The 18773-nt window shown below is 72.8% G+C and carries 17 protein-coding genes and 1 riboswitch; of the genes, 6 read left to right on the forward strand and 11 right to left on the reverse strand.

The window, feature by feature from the left end:
• Positions 1-28 precede the first annotated feature (28 nt).
• The gene (locus tag AB0B02_RS06320) at positions 29-844 is read right to left on the reverse strand and encodes a helix-turn-helix transcriptional regulator (protein ID WP_357297326.1); all 816 of its coding nucleotides are present in this window, start codon (positions 842-844) and stop codon (positions 29-31) included.
• Positions 845-1060: 216 nt separating this feature from the next.
• On the opposite strand from AB0B02_RS06320, the gene AB0B02_RS06325 reads away from it, so the two are divergent.
• Positions 1061-2332 (forward strand): sulfite oxidase, encoded by a 1272-nt coding sequence (locus tag AB0B02_RS06325; RefSeq protein ID WP_357297329.1) that lies wholly within the window; start codon positions 1061-1063, stop codon positions 2330-2332.
• Here the strand turns inward: AB0B02_RS06325 and AB0B02_RS06330 are convergent.
• The 3 genes from AB0B02_RS06330 to AB0B02_RS06340 are packed head-to-tail and all read right to left on the reverse strand — an operon-like array spanning position 2319 to position 5964.
• Positions 2319-2867 carry an RNA 2'-phosphotransferase gene (locus AB0B02_RS06330; protein ID WP_357297332.1) on the reverse strand — a complete coding sequence of 183 codons (549 nt, stop codon included), beginning with the start codon at positions 2865-2867 and terminating at the stop codon, positions 2319-2321. The two genes, AB0B02_RS06325 and AB0B02_RS06330, sit on opposite strands and share 14 nt — an antisense overlap.
• Positions 2868-2925: 58 nt before the next feature.
• The gene (locus AB0B02_RS06335; RefSeq protein WP_281941935.1) at positions 2926-3990 is read right to left on the reverse strand and encodes a hypothetical protein; all 1065 of its coding nucleotides are present in this window, start codon (positions 3988-3990) and stop codon (positions 2926-2928) included.
• Between the two features lie 33 nt (positions 3991-4023).
• Positions 4024-5964 carry an ABC transporter ATP-binding protein gene (locus AB0B02_RS06340; protein ID WP_357297336.1) on the reverse strand — a complete coding sequence of 647 codons (1941 nt, stop codon included), beginning with the start codon at positions 5962-5964 and terminating at the stop codon, positions 4024-4026.
• Positions 5965-6207: 243 nt separating this feature from the next.
• Between AB0B02_RS06340 and pgi the strand changes: the two genes are divergently transcribed.
• Together pgi and AB0B02_RS06350 are read left to right on the forward strand one after the other, a co-directional pair.
• On the forward strand, positions 6208-7842 hold the full coding sequence (gene pgi / locus AB0B02_RS06345; RefSeq protein WP_357297339.1) for a glucose-6-phosphate isomerase: 1635 nt from the start codon (positions 6208-6210) through the stop codon (positions 7840-7842).
• A 393-nt stretch (positions 7843-8235) separates the two neighbouring features.
• The gene (locus AB0B02_RS06350) at positions 8236-8595 is read left to right on the forward strand and encodes a hypothetical protein (protein ID WP_357297342.1); all 360 of its coding nucleotides are present in this window, start codon (positions 8236-8238) and stop codon (positions 8593-8595) included.
• Positions 8596-8861: 266 nt separating this feature from the next.
• Here AB0B02_RS06350 and AB0B02_RS06355 read toward each other — a convergent pair whose 3' ends face one another.
• The 4 genes from AB0B02_RS06355 to AB0B02_RS06370 are packed head-to-tail and all read right to left on the reverse strand — an operon-like array spanning position 8862 to position 12185.
• A complete protein-coding gene (locus AB0B02_RS06355; RefSeq protein ID WP_281941943.1) occupies positions 8862-9272 on the reverse strand; it encodes a type II toxin-antitoxin system Phd/YefM family antitoxin in 411 nt (136 codons plus the stop codon).
• A 38-nt stretch (positions 9273-9310) separates the two neighbouring features.
• Positions 9311-9853: a GNAT family protein gene (locus AB0B02_RS06360; RefSeq protein WP_107157374.1), complete on the reverse strand. Its 543-nt coding sequence runs from the start codon at positions 9851-9853 to the stop codon at positions 9311-9313.
• 50 nt (positions 9854-9903) lie between these two features.
• Positions 9904-11625, reverse strand: coding sequence for an acyl-CoA dehydrogenase family protein (locus tag AB0B02_RS06365; RefSeq protein ID WP_357297347.1), 1722 nt, complete (start codon positions 11623-11625; stop codon positions 9904-9906).
• Complete coding sequence (locus AB0B02_RS06370; protein WP_281941948.1) at positions 11622-12185, reverse strand: PadR family transcriptional regulator; 564 nt, start codon at positions 12183-12185, stop codon at positions 11622-11624. Before AB0B02_RS06370 ends, AB0B02_RS06365 begins: the two co-directional genes overlap by 4 nt.
• Positions 12186-12303: 118 nt before the next feature.
• A riboswitch (SAM riboswitch) is annotated at positions 12304-12414 on the forward strand.
• 243 nt (positions 12415-12657) lie between these two features.
• Here AB0B02_RS06370 and AB0B02_RS06375 point away from each other — a divergent pair.
• From AB0B02_RS06375 to AB0B02_RS06385, 3 genes are read left to right on the forward strand one after another with little or no spacing between them, the layout of a single operon-like run.
• A complete protein-coding gene (locus tag AB0B02_RS06375; RefSeq protein ID WP_357297352.1) occupies positions 12658-13521 on the forward strand; it encodes an ABC transporter substrate-binding protein in 864 nt (287 codons plus the stop codon).
• Between the two features lie 30 nt (positions 13522-13551).
• Positions 13552-14331, forward strand: coding sequence for an amino acid ABC transporter permease (locus AB0B02_RS06380; RefSeq protein WP_281941953.1), 780 nt, complete (start codon positions 13552-13554; stop codon positions 14329-14331).
• Positions 14328-15071 (forward strand): amino acid ABC transporter ATP-binding protein, encoded by a 744-nt coding sequence (locus tag AB0B02_RS06385; protein WP_281941955.1) that lies wholly within the window; start codon positions 14328-14330, stop codon positions 15069-15071. Before AB0B02_RS06380 ends, AB0B02_RS06385 begins: the two co-directional genes overlap by 4 nt.
• On the opposite strand, the gene AB0B02_RS06390 is transcribed toward AB0B02_RS06385, so the two are convergent.
• The 3 genes from AB0B02_RS06390 to AB0B02_RS06400 are packed head-to-tail and all read right to left on the reverse strand — an operon-like array spanning position 15072 to position 18684.
• Positions 15072-15992: a carbohydrate ABC transporter permease gene (locus tag AB0B02_RS06390; protein ID WP_281941957.1), complete on the reverse strand. Its 921-nt coding sequence runs from the start codon at positions 15990-15992 to the stop codon at positions 15072-15074.
• Complete coding sequence (locus AB0B02_RS06395; RefSeq protein WP_357297357.1) at positions 15989-17008, reverse strand: ABC transporter permease subunit; 1020 nt, start codon at positions 17006-17008, stop codon at positions 15989-15991. Before AB0B02_RS06395 ends, AB0B02_RS06390 begins: the two co-directional genes overlap by 4 nt.
• A complete protein-coding gene (locus AB0B02_RS06400; RefSeq protein WP_281941961.1) occupies positions 17005-18684 on the reverse strand; it encodes an extracellular solute-binding protein in 1680 nt (559 codons plus the stop codon). Before AB0B02_RS06400 ends, AB0B02_RS06395 begins: the two co-directional genes overlap by 4 nt.
• Positions 18685-18773: the final 89 nt, after the last annotated feature.

Consider the following 18773-nt stretch of genomic DNA (forward strand, 5'->3'; position numbering starts at 1 on the left):
CACCTCGCGTCGCACGATCGGGGTGGTGCTATTCGCGCCGGACAGGCGGGCGCGCAGCGTCGGCACGGGCGGTGGTGACGCTGTGCACGAGCAACGTCATCGCCGCGTGCGATGCCGAGCCGGGCTCGGTGGTGGCGACGACGACGGTCTGACCACCCTCGGTCCGCAGGACCTGCTGCGTCACGTCCATGGCACCGACCAGCGGGTGACGCATCCGGTAAACGGTGTCGCCGCCGGCCTTCACCCGGTGGTCGGCCCACATGGCGGCGAACTCCGGGCTCCGCAGGCTCAACTCGCCGACCAACGCGGCCATCAGCGGGTCGTCCGGATCCTGCCCGGAGGCCATCCGCAACGTCGCCACCACCGCGCGGGCCTTGGTGGGCCAGTCCGCGTACAGGTCGCGGGTGTGCGCGTCCAGGAACACCAGCCGTGCCATGTTCGGGGACCGGTCCGGCCGTTCCGGGATCTCCGGAGTCAGGTGGCCGGCGAACAGCGCATGCCCCGGGGTGTTCCACGCCAGCACGTCGGCGCGACGACCGAGCACCACCACCGGCACGTCGCCGAGCGTCGCGACGAGCTGGCGGACCGCCGGGCTCACCCGCTCCGGGGCCGGGCGGCGCACGGCGGGCCGCCGACGGGTCCCGGCCGCCAACTCGGTCAGGTGCCGGCGTTCCGCGTCGTCGAGCCGCAGTGCCCGGGCGAGCGCGTCGAGCACCTCGGGTGAGGCGTTCCCGGCCTGCCCCTGCTCCAACCGGGAGTAGTACGACGCGCTCACCCCGGCCAGCAGCGCGAGTTCCTCGCGGCGCAGGCCGCGAACCCGGCGCCGCTCCCCGTACGTCGGCACGCCGGTGTCTTCCGGCCGTAGCTAGGAGCGCCGGGCCCGGAGGAAGTCACCGAGCTGTCCTCTCGCGTTCATGACTCGAAGTATCGCCAGCCCCGCCCTGCGCCAACCACTCCCTGTCGGGGATAGGCACCGCGGGGCGAGGCAGGCCCACGTCGACGACAGTCAACTCCTACTGATTCAATAGGAAAGGCAGTGTCGCCGAGCCCGGAGGTCCCCGTGAGCCTGTCCCCCACCGAAGCCGCCCACGACGCCGAACGGAGCCGGCAGTGGCTCGCCGGTGCGGCACGCGGCGACGGCGTCGACCGTGACGCGTTGCGGGAGCTGGGCGCCGCCATGGCCGCGGTCACCGCCGCCGCCGCGGAACGCGAGCCGGTCGCGGTGACCGCCGTCCCGGTCGGCGTCGACCCGCCGATCGCCAAGCCGCTGCCGCCGGAGCTGCTGCGTCGACTGGACACCAACGCCGAGATGCACTGGTCGGCGATGGCCGGTCAGGGATACGTGGTCCCGACCGACCGCTTCTTCGTCCGCAACCACACCGTCACCCCGCGACTCGACCCGGCAACCTGGCGACTGTCGCTGTTCGGCGACGGGCTGCACGGCGCGCCGACCCGGACCGCGCCGGTGGAGTTCAGCCTCGACGAGCTGCGCCGGCTGCCGGCCGAGGAGAGCACCGCGCTTGTCGAGTGTGCCGGCAACGGGCGGCGGTTCTTCGCCGCGCAGCAGGGCGAGCCGGCCCCGGGCGTGGCCTGGGGGCTGGGCGGTGTGGGCGTGGCCCGCTGGCGCGGCGTCCGGCTCGGCGCCGTGCTGCGCCGGGCCGGCCTGCGCGACGACGCGGTCGACGTGATGCCCGAGGGCCTGGACCCGCACTACGTCACCGGCGGGATCGACCTGGGCCGGGTCCGCCGGCCGCTGCCGGTCGCCAAGGCGCTCGACGACGTGCTGCTGGCGTACGAGATGAACGGCGCGCCGTTGCCGGCCGACCACGGCTTCCCGGTGCGGGTGGTGGTGCCCGGCTGGATCGGCATCTCCTCGATCAAGTGGGTGGGGCCGGTGGAGGTCTCCACCACGCCGCTGTTCTCACCCTGGAACACCCGGTTCTACCGGCTGTTCGGCCCCGGTCACCCGGACGGCGGCGCGGTGCTCGGCGCACAGCCGGTGAAGAGCGCGTTCGAGCTGGCCTGGGACGCCCGGGTGCCGGCCGGCGAGGAACTGCTGCTGCGCGGCCGGTCCTGGTCCGGCAACGGCCCGATCGAACGGGTCGAGGTGGACACCGGCGACGGGTGGCGCGCGGCCGACCTGGTGGCCGCCGACCGGGGCGGCCCCTGGCAGCGCTGGACCGCGCGCTGGCGCCCACCGGTCGTCGGCCGGCACACGCTGCGGGCCCGCGCCACCGACCGCACCGGCGCCGGCCAGCCCGACCGGGCCGCGCCGAACACGCTGGCCTACGTCTTCGACGCCGTGGTGGCGCACCCGGTCACGGCGTGCTGACGGTCAGGTAGCCGGGCGGGACGGTGTCGGTCAGCCACACCCCGTTCGCCGACCGGTAGAACAGATAGCCGTGGTCGGCCATGGCGGCGGCGTCGACCGCGAGCACGACCACCGCGCCGGAGCGCCGCGCGCCGACCCGCCGGGCCGTCGCCACGTCCGGCGACAGGTGTACGTGGTGCCGGCGTCCCCGCCGCAGCCCTTCGGCCCGGATCGCGTCCAGCACCTCGTCGGCGGTGCCGTGGTAGAGCCGGCCGGGCGGCGACGCCGGCGTCAGACCGAGGTCGACCGGGACCGAGTGGCCCTGGTTGGCGCGGATCCGGTCGGCCCCGTCCGGGCCGGGCTCCACCGCGAAGCGTTGCTTGTCGTTGCCGGCGACCACGGCGTCCAGCTCGACGCGGCTGATCCGCATCGCGGCGAGCAGGTCGGTGACCGGCGCCCAGCCGGCCCGATCGAGCGTCAGGCCGAACCGGTCGGGACGGTGCCGCAACGCCAACGACATCCGTCTGCTCACCCGGACCAGGTCACGGTGTTCCATCCGGACAGTGTGGGCGTTCGGCCGCGCCGCGTCGACCGGGTTCGGTAGCCGGCGGGGTTCAGCGGACGGCGGCCGACTTCGGGTCGGCCATCAGGCCGGCGACGTCCACCACCTCGAAGTCGCTGCCGCGCAGGCGGTCCAGCGCATGCAACGCGTCGTTGTCCCAGCGCGGATCCGGTGCGCCGGAGACGTACCAGGCCGAGCCGTGGTCGGCCACGATCAGCCCGTGGCGGCGCATCGCCTCGGCCACGATCCGGGCCTGCCGGGGCAGCCCGGACAGGTCGACCGAGCGCTTGAGCCGCAGCCGTTGACCGAGCTGCGGCAGGGCGGGGTCGGTGGCCGACGAGGCGGAGTGACCGGCCGGCCACGTCCAACCGGTCCGGGTACGCGGCACGGTCACCCGGATCGCGTGGTCGATCCGACCGGCGGCCACCTCCTCGTAGCGGACCAGCCCGGCGAGCACGGACAGCCCGGCGGCGTCGGCGGAGGTCCAGCCGGCCGGCCGCATCCGATTTGCCCGCAGGTCGAAGACCGCGCCAGAGCCGGCCCGCCAGCCGGCGCCGGAGCGGTGCGCGTCGAACAGCTCGTACGCGCGGCAGGCGGCCCGGTCCCAGACGATCACGTGCCGGTCGCCGGTGCCGGCCGGGCCGCCCTCGACCTTCGCGTCGGGCGGGATCGGGTACGGCCCCGGGTCGCTCTCGTCGGCGTACCCGAAGGTGACCGGGACCTTCCGTTGCCCGGCCGCGACGACGGTGACCGGGATGCCGATCGGCGCGCCCGCCCACTGCCCGGAGCCGAAGTCGGCGTGCACGGTCGCGCCGGCCCCGATCGCGCCGATCATCGCGCTGGACCGGGTGTGCACGGGCAGCCGGGAGACGTCGGCGTGCCAGACGTTGTCGGCCGGGAACACGGTGCACGGGTGGGCCGGGGCGCTCGGCCGGGCGCCGATCCCGGCCCGGGCGGCCGGCACGGGCGACGGCGCTGTCGTGGCGGACGGCGCACCCGGCGTCACGCCGGCGGACCCGGGCGCGGCGGTGGACGCGGCGGGATCGGCCCCGGACGCGGAGCAGCCGGCGGTCAACAGGGCCAGCACGACGACGGCGGCGCGGCGGGGGCGGGGCATCCCGGCGATCCTGCCCCACGCGTGAGCTGGCGGTCAACGCTCGGCGGCCGGCTCGCCGGTGCCGGCCAGGTAACCGGCCGCCTGTAGTTCGAACAGCTGCCGGTAGGGGCCGTCGGAGGCCATCAGCGTGCCGTGGTCGCCCTGCTGGACGAGGCGACCGTGGTCCAGCACGAAGATCCGGTCGGCGTGCCGCACGTTGGCCAGCCGGTGGGTGATCAGCACGACGGCCCGTTGCGGGTGCCGCCGCAGGTGCGCGAAGAGGGCGTGCTCGGCGCGCGCGTCCAGCGCGGCGGAGGGCTCGTCGCAGATCAGCAGCCGGGCGTCGCGGTAGAGGCTGCGGGCGGCCACCAGCCGCTGCCACTGCCCGCCCGACAGGTCCTGACCGTCCTTGAACTGCCGGTCCAGCAGCGTGTCGTACCCGAACGGCAGCTCGCTGATCATGTCGTGCGCGGCGGCGTCCCGGGCGGCGGCCTCCACGGTCGGGCCGGGCCGCCCGCCCCGGTCGTGGCGACCGACCCGGATGTTCTGCCGGGCGGTGAACGGGAACTTCCACCAGTCCTGGCTCATCACCGCGACCTGGGCGGCGACCTGGCGCGGGTCCAGCTCGGCGATGTCCACCCCGTCCCAGCGGATCGTGCCGTCGGTGGGCCGGTAGAGGCCGGCGATCAGCTTGGCCAGCGTGGTCTTGCCGGAGCCGTTCTCCCCCACCAGCGCGACCACCTCGCCGCGCCGGACCGTGAGGCTGACCTCGTCGACGGCGACGCCCTCGGTGTCCGGGTACCGCAGGCTGACCCGGTCGAGCTCCATGCGGTCGAACCCGTCGACCGGCCGCTCGCCACCGGCCGGGACCCGCCGGTCGGCCCGGTCGAGGAAGTCCCGGTAGTCCTGGTAGTAGAGGGCGTCCTCGTAGAGCGAGTTGGTGGCGAAGATCGCGGTGCGCAGGCTGCCACGCGCGGACTGGAGGGCGAGCAGCGCGGTGGCCGCCGCCGCGAGCGCCACCACGCCTCCCATGAGCAACGCGCCCAGCACCAGGTAGAGCCCGAACGTGGCGATCCCGGTGACGGACAGGCCGACACCCCGGGTGATCGTCTGAGCCCGGGCCAGGCGCAGCTCGGCCCGGGTCTCCAGACGCGTCATCAGGCGGTACTCCGAGAGCAGGAAGTCGCGCATCTGGTAGGCGCGGATCTCGGCCGCCGTGTGCCGGTTGGCCATCAGGTCGGCGAGCATCCACTTGCGGCGGCGCCGGGTGATCCGGGCGAGCCAGTCGACGTGCTGCCGGCGGGCCATCCGCACCGCCGTCACCGCCTCCGGGGCGGCGGCGACGAGCAGACAGGGCAGCAGCGACGGGTGGACGACGGCCACCGCGACGGCGGTGGCCACCACCCCCACCACGCCGGTGACCAGGTTGACCGTGTCGTCGACCAGGGACCCGGCCTCGGCCAGCCCGCGGTCGCGGGCCCGGTCCATCTCCTCGGCGAAACCGGCGTCGTCGAAAGCGGCCAGCTCGACCGCGGAGGTGGTCTCGAACAGCCGCCGCTCCACCGCGTAGTTGATCTGTGGGATGAGCCGGGCCTGCGCCCATCCCGCCGCGACGGTCAGCGCGCCCCGCGTGGTGACGGCCGCCGCGGCCAGCACCAGGGCGGGCAGCGCCGCCCGGATCCGAGCCGGCGTCGGACCGGCCGCGAAAAGCTGCTGGAGCACACCCGTGGTGGCGAGCAGGCCGAGCGTGGTGAGCACGCCGGCGGCCACGTTGAGGCCGAGCGACGCCGCGGTGTCCCGGCGGCTGGTCGCCCAGGCCAGGCCGACCGCCTCGCGGACCAGCGCGGGCAGCCGACGGGCCACCGACCAGAAGCCGGTGTGGGCCAGCTCGGTGGCCCGGTGCATCCAGTGCGGATCGACCAGCTCCGGCAGCGCCGACTCACCGGCCGGCTCGTCCGGGTCGGACGGGGGACGAGGGTGGACCACTCGGGGCATGGCACCTCCCACACGGGGACCGGGCAGCAGGATATTACGTTCGGCAATCGACCGGTGTCAGCCGGTGACCGGCGTGTCGAACGGACGCGCCAGGCTCGTGTCGGGCTCGACGCCGCGTGGGACGCGCCCACCAGGTGAGGCGATGCCGGGTCGCGTCGCGGTGACCGGCCCCGGATGGCAGGCTGGTGGGGTCGCCGGCGAAGGCCCGCCGACCGCCCCGTCGTGAAGGAGAAGATCGACCCGATGGCTGTGGACGTCACCACCACCGACGAATGGCAGGCGCTGCGCAAGCACGCCGAGGCGATGCGCGCCACCCACCTGCGCGACCTCTTCGCCGCCGACGGGCAGCGGGGCGAGCGGCTCATCGGCGAGGTCGCCGACCTGCACGTGGACTACAGCAAGAACCTGGTCACCGACGAGACGATCGCGCTGCTCACCGCGCTCGCCGAGCGGGTCGGCCTCGCCGAGAGGATCGCGGCCATGTTCGCCGGCCGGCACATCAACGTCACCGAGGACCGCGCCGTGCTGCACACCGCGCTGCGCCTGCCCCGGGACGCCACGCTGCACGTGGACGGCCAGGACGTCGTCGCCGACGTGCACGCCGTGCTGGACCGGATGTCGGCGTTCGCCGACCGGGTGCGCTCCGGCGGGTGGCGCGGCCACACCGGTGAGCGGATCACCACCGTGGTCAACATCGGCATCGGCGGCTCCGACCTGGGTCCGGTGATGGCGTACGAGGCGTTGAAGGCGTACCGGGACGCGGGGATCTCCTGCCGGTTCGTGTCCAACATCGACCCGACCGACATCCACGACAAGACCGCCGACCTGGATCCGGCGCGCACGCTGTTCGTGGTGGTCTCGAAGACGTTCTCCACCCAGGAGACGCTGGCCAACGCCGACCAGGCACGGCGTTGGCTGCTCGCCGGGCTGGACGCGGACGACGACGCGGTCGCCCGGCACTTCGTCGCGGTCAGCACCAACGAGCAGCGGGTGCGTGACTTCGGCATCGATCCGGAGAACATGTTCGGCTTCTGGGACTGGGTGGGCGGGCGGTACTCGCTGCCCTCGGCGGTCGGGCTGTCGGTGATGCTGGCGATCGGCCCGGACCGGTTCCGCGAGATGCTGGCCGGCTACCACGCCGTCGACGAGCACTTCCGCTCGACTCCGGTCGAGCGCAACGTGCCGGCACTGCTCGGGCTGCTCAACGTGTGGTATTCGGACTTCCTCGGCGCGGAGACCCACGCCGTGCTCCCGTACGCGCAGTACCTGCACCGGTTTCCGGCCTACCTCCAGCAGCTCACCATGGAGAGCAACGGCAAGTCGGTACGCGTCGACGGCTCCCCGGTGACGTACCCGACCGGGGAGATCTTCTGGGGCGAGCCCGGCACCAACGGTCAGCACGCCTTCTACCAGCTCATCCACCAGGGCACCCGGCTGATCCCGGCGGACTTCATCGCGTTCAGCCGGCCCAACCACGACCTGGGCGACATGCACGACCTGTTCATGTCGAACTTCTTCGCCCAGACCGCCGCGCTGGCGTTCGGGCGCACCCGTGAGCAGGTGGAGGCCGAGGGCACCGCGGCCGACGTGGTGCCGCACCGGGTGATGGCGGGCAACCACCCGACCACCTCGATCCTGGCCCCGAAGCTCACCCCGGCGACCCTGGGCCAGCTCATCGCGCTCTACGAGCACATCGTCTTCACCGAGGCGGCGGTCTGGGACATCAACGCCTTCGACCAGTGGGGCGTGGAACTGGGCAAGGTGATGGCCAACCAGCTCGCCCCGAAGCTCACCGGAGCGGCCCCGGACCTGGCGGAGGTGGACACCTCGACCGCGGAACTGATCCGCCGCTACCGCGCCGAGCGCGGCCGGAGCTGACCTCCGCCGACGACGCCCGGGTGACCCGACCGCCCGGGCGTCGTCGTGACCTGCGGTGACGTGAACCCGCCATTCGGTTGCACGAATTGCTCGACTGCTTACTCCCCGACAGTCGCCACATTTACCCGCGCCTCACCTTGACCCCGCGCGTCGGCCGCCGCAACCATGGATGAGCCGACGTCGATTCACATTTCGACGACGGCGCGGCGGACCACCTGAGCAGTGGGGCGTCGGTTCGCAACGGGGGCTCGACGGGGAAACGGCTTTCCGCACGTCACCGATCCGGACGGCATTCCGGATGCGCTGGCGCGCGCCTATTCTCCCGCACCCGTGATCCGTTGCGGAAACGGCATTGCCGCCGCCATTCGACAGCGGATCACGACGGGGGAAATCGTGGATCAGATCCTGTACTGGAACGAGGTGGCCCTGGAGGCGAACCGGGTCACCCACACCACCGGCGACGTCACCGAGGCACAGTCGCAGGGGCCGGTGGGCAGCGCCCGCGCGCTGGCCATCGTCCACCTGGCCATGCACGACGCGTACGTCGGTCTCACCGGGGCGTACGAGCCGTGGCTGGGCGACCGGCTGCCGGAGGCACCCGCCGACGCGGACCCGGACAGCGCCGTGGCGGCCGCCGCCCGGACCACGCTGGCCGTGCTGCACCCGGCACAGCGGGCGTCCTTCGAGGCCCGGCACCTCGCCGCGGGCCTGGTCGCCGGCAAGCACGACGGCAGCAGCCCGGTCACGCCGTGACACGGCAGCGGCCCGGTCGAGCCGTGAACGGCGGCGGCCGGGACGCGCCCGGAAGCGGCGGCGGTCGCTCGGGCCGCCGCTCGGACGGCCGTCGTGCCGCGCGCCACGGGGGTGCGCGCGGCACGGCGGCGCCGGCGGGGTCGGGCCGGGCGGCTCCCGGGGTCGGGCGCGTGGTGCGGACGACCCACGCCACGGGGCCGGTGGCGCCTGGCCCTCGGCCGAGGCACGGGCGGCGCTTGCCGCCGGGCGTCGGTCGGCCCGGCCGGTCAGGGGCGCAGCAGGTCGGCGTGGGCGGCACGGAGCCGGGTGAGGGCCGCGTCGCCGGCCGGCGCGCGCCGGTCCAGCTCGGCCCACGCCTCGGCGAGCGCGTCGGTGAGGGCCCGCAACTCGGCGGCGTGCCGCCGGCTGGACTGCCGGTGCAGCTCCTCCAGGCGGCGGGCCCAGCCGGCGCTGATCGCGGCGATCCGCTCCGCGTCGGCCCGGGCCTGGGCCCCGGTGCGGGCGGCCGGGGCGGGCACGATCGCGGCGATCGGGCGGGGGTCGCCGTCACGCGTGACGACGGTGACCGTGTCGGTCAGCTCGGCGAGGGAGACGAGTTGGGTGAGCCGGGTGCGGACCTCGCGCAGCGGCAGGGCGCGCGGCTGGGGGGACCGGTCGGCCAGTGCGGGGACAGCCATGGACACATGTTGACGTCCGGGTACGACAAGAACCCTTCTCAGGCCGTCCATTCCGGCGCCAGCACCGACCAGACCTCCATGTCCGCCCGGCCCTCCGGCACCGGCGCGGCGTCCCGGAGCACCCCGTCGCGGCGCATGCCGAGCCGGCGGGCGACCGCGATGCTGCGCTCGTTGCCGGCCCGGGTCACCCACTCGACGCGGTGGATGCCGCGCTCCCGGACCGCCCAGTCGATGACGACCCGGGCGGCCCGGGTGACCAGGCCCTGGCCCTCCGCGTCGGCCTCCAGCCAGCAGCCGGCCTCGCAGACGCCGCGCGCGGTGCTCAGCGACACCAGCAGCACGCCACCGACGAGCGTGCCGCGCTGCCAGATGCCCCAGATCCCGCCGTCGTCGCGGGCCCACCGGTCCGCGTACGCCTGGAGGACCCGGCGGGCCGACTCGGCGTCGGTGGCCACGAAGGACGCGCCGACCCAGGGCGCGATGTGCTCCCGGCAGCGGTCGAGGTTGGCGAGGAACTCGTCGGCGTGCCAGGGCTGCAACGGGCGCAGCTCGGCGTCGTCGGTCAGGGCAAGCGCGAACATCCGTGCAACCTACCGGCCCACCGTGCGGTCCCGCCCGCCGATTTCGCCGCTCACTGTCGCATCTCGTACGCGCCGGCCAGGTCGGCCACCCGCTGCCACGTCCGGGCGCTGCGATCGGCGTCGACCACCGGGCGGCGGATGTGGGCGAGCGCCCAGGCGGCCTGCTCGTCGGTGGTGGCCGGTTTGCCGTGCAGCTCGGTGGCGTAGCCGGAGAAGTCCCGGACCAGCAGGTCGAAGATCTCGTCGAGCAGGTCCGGGTCGAGGCCGGTCAGCTCCGCCTGCTCCAGGACGAGCTGACCGTAGACCACGAGCGCGAAGAGCTGGCCGATGGTGAGCAGGAAGTCCAGGTCGCGCTGCTGCGTCTCGTCCGGCGCGTGCGCGGCGAGCAGCGTGACCAGCCCGTCGGCCTGTTCCCGGAACCGGGCCACGTTGGGCAGGTGGGCGTGCGCGTCGTAGGCGTCGCGCCAGTCGTGGAACCGGATCGCGCCGAGGCCGCGCGCCGGGCCCTGCCGGAACAGGAACGTGTCGTCGGCCGCGTCCCGCCGGGTCGGCACCGCCGGGTGCTCGGTGGGCCGGAACAGGTAGTTGGGCATGAACTTGAGGATCAGCGCCAGGTTGACGTGGACGGTGCCCTCCAGCTTCGGCAGGCCGCGGATGTCCTTGGCGGCCTTGTCGAAGTAGGTGTCGGCCTCGAAGCCCTTGGCGGCGATGACGTCCCAGAGCAGGTCGATCACCTTCTCGCCCTCGGTGGTGACCTTCATCTTGGTCATCGGGTTGAACAGCAGGTAGCGGCGGTCGTCCGGGCCGGCCGAGCGGAAGTAGTCGACCGCCCGGTCGCTGAACAGCTTCATCGCCACCAGCCGGGCGTACGCGTCGGTCAGCTCGCGGCGCACGTGCGGGAAGTCGGTGACCCGCCGGCCGTACAGCACCCGGCCGTGGGCGTGGCTGACCGCCTCGTACATGGCGTGCTCGCAGATGCCGACGGACGCGGTGCAGAGGTTGAACTTGCCGACGTTGACCGTGTTCAGCGCGGCGTCGAACGCGGCCGGCCCGGTGTGCAGCACGTCCTCGGCGCGCACCGGGTAGTCCTCCAGCCGGAACTCGGAGACGTACATCTGGGCGGCGACCACGTTGCGGACCAGCCGGTACGCCGGGTGCCGGCTGTCGGCGGCGAAGAACACGTACCCCTCGGGGCCCTCGACGTCGGCGCGCCGGCCGAAGACCGAGACCAGCCCGGCGACGTTGCCGTTGCCGATGTAGTACTTGCCGCCGGTGGCCCGGAACCCACCCGCGCCGTCGGGGGTGAGCAGCATGTCGGTGGCGTAGATGTCGGCGCCGTGCGGACGCTCGGAGAGACCGAACGCCATCACGTGCCCCTGGTCGAGCAGCTCGGCGGCGCGGGCCCGGGCGGCGGCGTTGCCGCTCTGCCACACCGGCCCGAGGCCGAGCACGGTGACCTGCCAGGTGTACCAGTAGCCGAGCCCGTAGAAGCCGAGGATCTCGCTGAGCGCGGCGTTGCGGGCGGTGTCCCAGCGCTTGTCGGCGTCGTCGCCGCCGTCGGCGGACGGGGTGAGGAACGTGGCGAAGAGGCGTTCCCGGGCGGCGAAGTCGAGGAAGTCGGCGTACCACTCGCGGGCGTGGTAGCTGTCGACCAGGGCGCGCTTGCCCCGGGTCTCGAACCAGTCGATGGTGCCGCGCAGCAGCCGCCGCGAGGTCTCGTCGAGGTCGGCGGGGTCGTAGTGGTGCGGGTGGAACAGCAGCGGGTCGCTCACGCGGGGGGCCTTTCCGGGTCGAGGTCGCGGAGGGTGGCCAGGACGTCGTCCAGCCATGCCAGCACCATCCGCTCGTACGCGATGCCGCCGCGCAGCACCACGTGCTGCAACGCCGCCCGGGCGTCGGGTGCGGCGGAGCCGAAGTCGCGGCGCTCGCCGGCCAGGTAGCCGGCGAGGACGGTCTGGTGGTCGGCGCGATAGCGCTCGACCTCGGCGACCAGGAGCGCGCGCCCGGCCGCGTCGTCGAACGCGGCGCCCCGGATCTTGACCGCCAGTTCGTGCCGGACCGCCTCCGGGCGCACCGGGGCGTGCAGCCAGCCGACAAGCGCGGCCCGGCCGGTCGGGGTGACCGACCAGAGCTTCTTGTCCGGCAGGCTCTCCTGACCGATCTCCTCACCGGTGATCCGGTCGTCCTCGGCGAGCTGCTTGAGGACCCGGTAGATCTGCTGGTGCGTGGCGGTCCAGAAGCGCCCGATCGAGCGGTCGAAGCGACGGGCCAGCTCGTAGCCGGAGGCGGGTTGCTCCAGCAGCGAGACGAGGATGGCGTGCTCCAGCGACATGCCGGTCATCTTGCTATGCACTTTGTTGCATAGCAAGACCCCGCCCGGTAAGGCACGGCCGTGAGGGTGGTCATAACGGCTGGACGACCGGCGCACCGGTGCTGCTAGCCTTTCGGGAGGTCATGAGCGCCAGCGTCAAGCCCCGGCTCGCTGGCCGGCAACCCTCCGCCACGGTGGGGTGCTCCGGGTGAGGACCAGGCGCCGGCCGCAGCCGGCGCAAGCGTGGCCTGGCACCCAGGTCAGCACCAACCGGCCAGGGAGACCCGATGTTCGCACCACCCCTCGTTCCGACCCGCCTCATGCTGGTCACGCGTCGCCACGTCGACCTGATGCGGGTGTGCAGCGACCGCTGTCGCGACGTGCGCTGAGCGACCGCTCCACCCTTCCCCGATCCACCCTTCCGGCTTCGCCGTGCCCGGCGGCGCCGGTACCGGCACGCGTCCCGCGTGTCCGTCCACTCTGGAGAGACATCGTGCGTATCCGTACCGCCCTGACCCGCGTGGCCGCGCTCGGCACCGCCGCCGTGCTCGCCGCCACCGCGCTGACCGCCTGCGGCGGGTCGGCCGACGACGCGGCCGACAACCCGTACGGCCTGCTGCAACCCGGTGTGATCCGGGCCGGCACGCTCACCGACGCCCCGCCGAACGTCTTCCTCAAGGACGGCGAGTTCACCGGCTTCGACAACGACCTGCTGCGGGCCGTCGCCGGGAAGGTCGGTCTGCGGGTGGAGTTCGTCGGCACCGACTTCTCCGCGCTGCTCGCCCAGGTCAACAACCGCAAGTTCGACGTGGGCAGCTCCTCGATCACGGTCACCGAGGCGCGGAAGAAGACCGTCGACTTCGGCAACGGCTACGACTTCGGCTACTTCGGCCTGGACGTGCCGGCCGGCTCCGCGATCACCGGCTTCGACCAGCTCGCCGGCAAGCGCGTGGTGGTGGTCCAGGGCACCGTGCAGGACGACTTCGCCACGAGGGAGAAGCTGAACCCGGTGCGGGTGCCCGACTACAACGGCGCGGTCAACCAGCTCAAGGCCGGCACCGCCGACGCCTGGATCGCCCCGGCCGAGATCGGCGACAAGTCCGCGGCCGACAGCACCGGCAAGATCAAGGTCGCGGCGAAGCAGCTCAGCCCCGCGCCGACGGCGTACGCGGTGGCGAAGGGCAACGACAGGCTGCGCGAGGCGCTGGACAAGGGCCTCGACCAGGTGATCGCCGACGGCACCTGGAGCCGCCTCCAGGCGCGGTACTACCCGGGCCGGCCGATCCCGGCCGACTTCACCCCCGGCAGCGGATCGGTCGCCGTGCCGTCGCCGTCGGCGGCCTCTGCGAACCGGTAACCGGGCACGAGCGGGACGGACGGAGCGGACATGGATCCACTGAGCACCCTCTGGGAGACGTTCTTCGACTGGGGGTCGATGCGCGAGGCGCTGCCCGAGATGCTGACCGTCGGGCTGCCGAACACGCTGATCCTGGCCGCCTCCGCCGCCCTGCTCGGCTCGGTGCTGGGCATGCTGCTGGCGGTCGCCGGCATCTCGCGTACCCGCTGGTTGCGGTGGCCGGCCCGGGTCTACACCGACGTGTTCCGCGGCCTGCCGGCCGCGGCCACCATCCTGCTCATCGGCGTCGGCCTGGCGCCGCTGGGCATGGAGGTCTGGGGCCCGAACCCCTACCCGCTGGGCGTGCTGGCGCTGTCGCTCATCGCCGCCGCCTACCTCGGCGAGATCTTCCGGGCCGGCATCCTGAGCGTGGAGGCCGCCCAGTTGGAGGGCGCCCGGGCGCTCGGCTTCTCCTGGGCCGAGTCGATGCGACTGGTGATCATCCCGCAGGGCGTACGCCGGGTGCTGCCCGCCTGGGTCAACCAGCTCATCGCGTTGATCAAGGACTCCAGCCTGGTCTACTTCCTCGGCCTGCTGGCCAGCCAGCGGGAGCTGTTCCGGATCGGCCAGGACTACGCGGCGAACACCGGCAACCAGTCCGCGCTGCTGCTGGCCGGCCTCTGCTACCTGCTGCTGACCGTGCCGCTGACGCACGCGGTCAACTGGCTGGACCGGCGGCTGCGCCAGGGCCGCCCGGCCACCCCGCCGTCCGAGCCCGACACCGACCTGACGCCGGCCGGCGTCACCCCGACCGGAAGGGACCCGCGATGAGCACCAGCACCGTCACCTCGGTCAGCCTCGCCGTCCGCGACGTGCACCTGGCGTTCGGCGCGCACCGGGTACTGCGCGGCGCGGACCTGGACGTGGCCCGGGGCGGCACCGCCTGCGTGATCGGACCGTCCGGCTCCGGAAAGTCCACGCTGCTGCGCACGATCAACCGGCTGATCGAGCCGGACCGGGGCGACGTGCTGTTGGACGGGCGCAGCGTGCTGCGCGACGACCCGGACGCGCTGCGGCAACGCGTCGGCATGGTGTTCCAGCAGTTCAACCTCTTCCCGCACCTGAGCGTGCTGCGCAACGTCACGCTCGCGCTGCGGAAGCTGAAGAAGCTCGACCGGGACGAGGCGGAGGCGGTGGCCCGCGCCCAACTCGACCTGGTCGGGCTCGCCGCGAAGGCCGACGCCCGGCCGGCGCAGCTCTCCGGCGGCCAGCAGCAACGCGTCGCCATCGCCCGCGCGCTCGCGCTGCGCCCGCAGGTGATGCTCTTCGACGAGGCCACCTCGGCGCTGGACCCGGAGCTGGTCAAGGGCGTGCTCGCGGTGATGGCCGACCTCGCCGCCGCCGGCATGACCATGGTGGTGGTCACGCACGAGATGGGCTTCGCCCGCACCGTCGCCGACACGGTCGCGTTCATGGACGCCGGCAGGGTGCTGGAGGCCGGGCCGCCGGCCGCCGTGTTCGAGGCCCCCGAACACCCCCGGTTGCGGCGGTTCCTGTCCCAGGTGCTCTGATCAGCCCTTGACGGCGCCGATCAGCACCCCCTTGATGAAGTGCCGCTGGATGAACGGGTAGACCGCGACGATCGGCGCGACGGTCAGCACCACCACCGCCATCTTGATCGCCTCGGTCGGCGGCATGGTCACCCCGCTGGCCGCGCCGGAGGTGTGCGGCGCCTGCCCGGCCAGCAGGTAGCTCTGCAACACCCGCTGGATCGGGTACATGTCGTTGCGGTCGATGAACAGCAGCGCGTCGAACCACACGTTCCAGTAGCTGACCGCGTAGAAGAGACCGACCACGGCGATCACCGCGCGGGACAACGGCAGCACGATGCGGCCCAGCGTCCGGAAGTCGCTGGCGCCGTCGATGCGCGCGCTGTCCAGCAGCTCCTGCGGGATGCCCTGGAAGAAGCCGCGCACCACCACCAGGTTGAACACGCTGATCGCGGACGGCAGCACCAGCGCCCAGATGGTGTCCTTGAGCCCGAGCCCGGTGACCACCAGGTAGCGGGGCACGAGCGGCGGGTAGACCAGGAACGGGATCAGGAAGTACGCCAGCAGCCAGCGGTGCCCCACCGTGCCCGGCCGGGACAACCCGTACGCGGCCAGCACGGTGACGGTCAGCGCGATCGCGGTGCCGCAGACGGTGACCAGCGTGCTGATCCACAGCGCCCGGGTGACCGCGCCGCCGGCGAAGATGGTGGCGTACGCCGAGGTGTCGATGCCCTTCGGCACCACCACCAGGCCGCCCGCGTCGGCGATCGTCCGGCGCGACGAGAGGCTGGTCACCAGGACCACCCAGAGCGGGAAGAGGACGCCGAGCACCAGCAGGGTGAGCAGGGTGGCCTTGAGCGCCTGGCCGACGCGGGTGGGGGGTTCCTCCCACACCGGGCGGTGGGGCCGCGCGCGCGGCGGCCGTCGGATGATCACGGTCATGACTTCGAGTAGATCCCTCGTTCGCCGAGCAGGTGCGCCACCCGGTTCGCGGCCAGGATCAGCACCAGGCCGACGACGGCCTTGAACAGGCCGGCCGCCGCGCCGTAGCCGTAGTTTCCGGTGGCGATGGAGAAGTGGTAGACGAAGGTGTCGAGCACCTCGGCGGCCTGCCGGCCGACCGCGTCGCGTTGCAGCAGGAACTGTTCGAAGCCGACCGAGAGCGCGTCACCGAGGCGCAGGATCAGCAGCAGCACGATCACCGGACGCAGCCCGGGCAGCGTGATGTGCCAGAGCCGCCGCCACCGGCCGGCGCCGTCCGCCGCGGCGGCCTCGTAGAGGCTCTGGTCGATGGTGGACAGCGCGGCGAGGAACACGATGGTGCCCCAGCCCACGTCCTTCCAGACCGCCTCGGCGGTGACCAGGACGATGAACGTGTCCGGGTTGGTAATCACGTTCCACGGCTGCATGCCGGCGTCGCGCATGGTCTGGGCCAGCAGCCCCGCGCCACCGAGCATGGCGACGAAGAAACTGATCACCAACACCCAGCTGAAGAAGTGCGGCAGGTAGACGATGGTCTGGACGAGGCCGCGCAGCCGGCTGGAGAGCAGGTTGTGCAGCATCACCGCGAGCAGGATCGGCAGCGGGAAGAAGAACACGAGCTGGAACGCGGTGATGGCGAGCGTGTTGCGGAACGCGTCCCAGAACGCCGGGTCGTCGAAGAGGAGCTGGAACTGGCCGAAGCCGATCCAGTTGCTGTGCGTGAACGCCTGCCACGGATTGTCGCCCAGGTACGGGTTGTAGTCCTGGAACGCGATGACGTTGCCGGCGATCGGCAGGTAGCTGAAGATCAGCAACACCAGGAAGCCGGGCGCCACCATGGCCAGCAACTGCCAGTCGCGGCGCAGCCGGCTGCCCAGCGGCACCCGGCGACGGCGGGGCGGCCGGCGGCGGGCCGGTGGGGCCGGCTCGTCGGGTCGGGCCCGCCCGGGCCCGACCGCGACGGCCGGCTCGCTCACTTGGCCGCCTTGGGCAGCGAGTCGGCGAGCAGCTTGCGGGCTTCCTCCCCGCCGTTGGCCTTCCACTCCGCGACGATCGCGTCCGCGTCGCTCAGTGGACGCCGGCCGCGCAGGACGTCGGTGAACTTGTCCTCGGTCGGCACCTGGTTGGCCTTGTAGGCGGCCGGCATCTCCAGCTTCACCCCGGCCCAGGGGTTCTTCTCCAGGAACTTGACCATCTGGTTGGAGTAGTTCAGCACGTCCGGCACGTAGCGGGGGGTGTCCGGGTACGGCCCGATGGTGGGGTTGCGACCGCTGATGAAGAAGTACTGGTTGGCGATCTCCTTGAACGCCAGGTCGGTCTTGACCGGCCCGTTCGGCGACTTCGTGTGGTGCTTGCCCTCGACGCCGAAGTCCCGGAGTTGGGCCTCCTGGCTGCCCAGCGGCGCGGAGCACCAGTTGATGACGCGCAGCAGTTCCTGGACCCGGTCCTTGCCGAGGCCCTTCCTGACGAAGGTGAAGGAGATCGGCTTGTCCTCGCCCCAGACCAGCGGGTCGCCGCCGGTGGCGGAGAAGACCGGCACCGGCTGGATGTTCAACGTCGGGTTGGTCTTCTGGTGCTCGGCCTGGGCGCCCTGCCAGAAGCCGATGCCGTCCTGCTTGAACACGATCGCGCCGTTCTTGGCGAACAGCTGCTTCGCGTCCGCGCCCCGGCTGGCCACGATGTCCGGGTGGACCAGGCCGTCCTTGTAGATCTTGGCCATCACCTCGAGCGCCTGGCGGAACTCCGGCGTCTCGTACTTGAACTCCGGCGTCCCGTCGGAGCGCAGCCGCCACCCCTGGTTGGCGCCGGGCACCCGGTGGAACATCTGGATCATGGCGAAGACGTCGTCGAACGCCCACACCTTGCGAGCCGGGTCGGTGACCTGCCTGGCCGCGGTCAGCAGCTCGTCGAGGTTGGTCGGCACCCCCAGGCCGCGCGCGTCGAGCAGGTCCTTGCGGGCGAACAGCGCCCAGGGGAACGGCCCGTCCGTGGGATTGGGCACGGACATCAGCCGCTCGTTCCACACCGCCTGGCGCCAGGCCCCGGTCGGGAAGCTGGCCAGCATCGGGTACGCGTTCGCGGCGTCGCCCCGGAGGTGGTCGGTGAGGTCCTCGAAGAGCGCCTTGATCGCCTCGGCGAAGCGCGGGATCTTCTCCACCTCCCAGCCCGGCACACAGAGCAGCTCCGGCACGTCGCGGGCGCTGAGCATGGCGTTGAGCTTGTCGGCGTACGTGTTGCCGTCCTGGATGGTGAAGTTGACAGGCGTGCCCAGCTCGGCGTTGACGGCCTGGAGGTAGGCGCTCTGCGCGATGCCGGGCGGCGCCGCGCCCCAGGCGGGCGTCATCGCGGTGATCTGCTTGCCGCTGGTGCCGGGCTTGTCGGTGATGGCGTCGACAAGGGTCGCCGGGTAGCTGGTGTAGCCGTCGGGCACCGGGCGGGTGCCGACGATGTCGGGCTTGACGGCGCCGGGCAGGTCCTTTCGCGTGGGCAGCAGGCCGGAGACGGCGTCGAGCTGCTGGGCGGCGCCGGAGCCGGCGGGCTTCTCGGAGCATCCGGCGAGCAGCGGGCCGCCGGCGGTGGCGGCCACGCCGAGGCCGACCAGGCCGAGGAAACGGCGACGGGTGGCGCCCGGATCGGGGTGGTGCACGCTCATCGATACCCCTTCGGGAGGGATGCATTCGTATGGATGAGCAACAAACTAATCTCGACCGTGAGCTTGCACAAGAGCGAACCGGAGCGGCG

The organism is Micromonospora sp. NPDC049240, assembly GCF_040647835.1.
In the GTDB taxonomy this organism is placed as follows: Bacteria; Actinomycetota; Actinomycetes; order Mycobacteriales; family Micromonosporaceae; genus Micromonospora.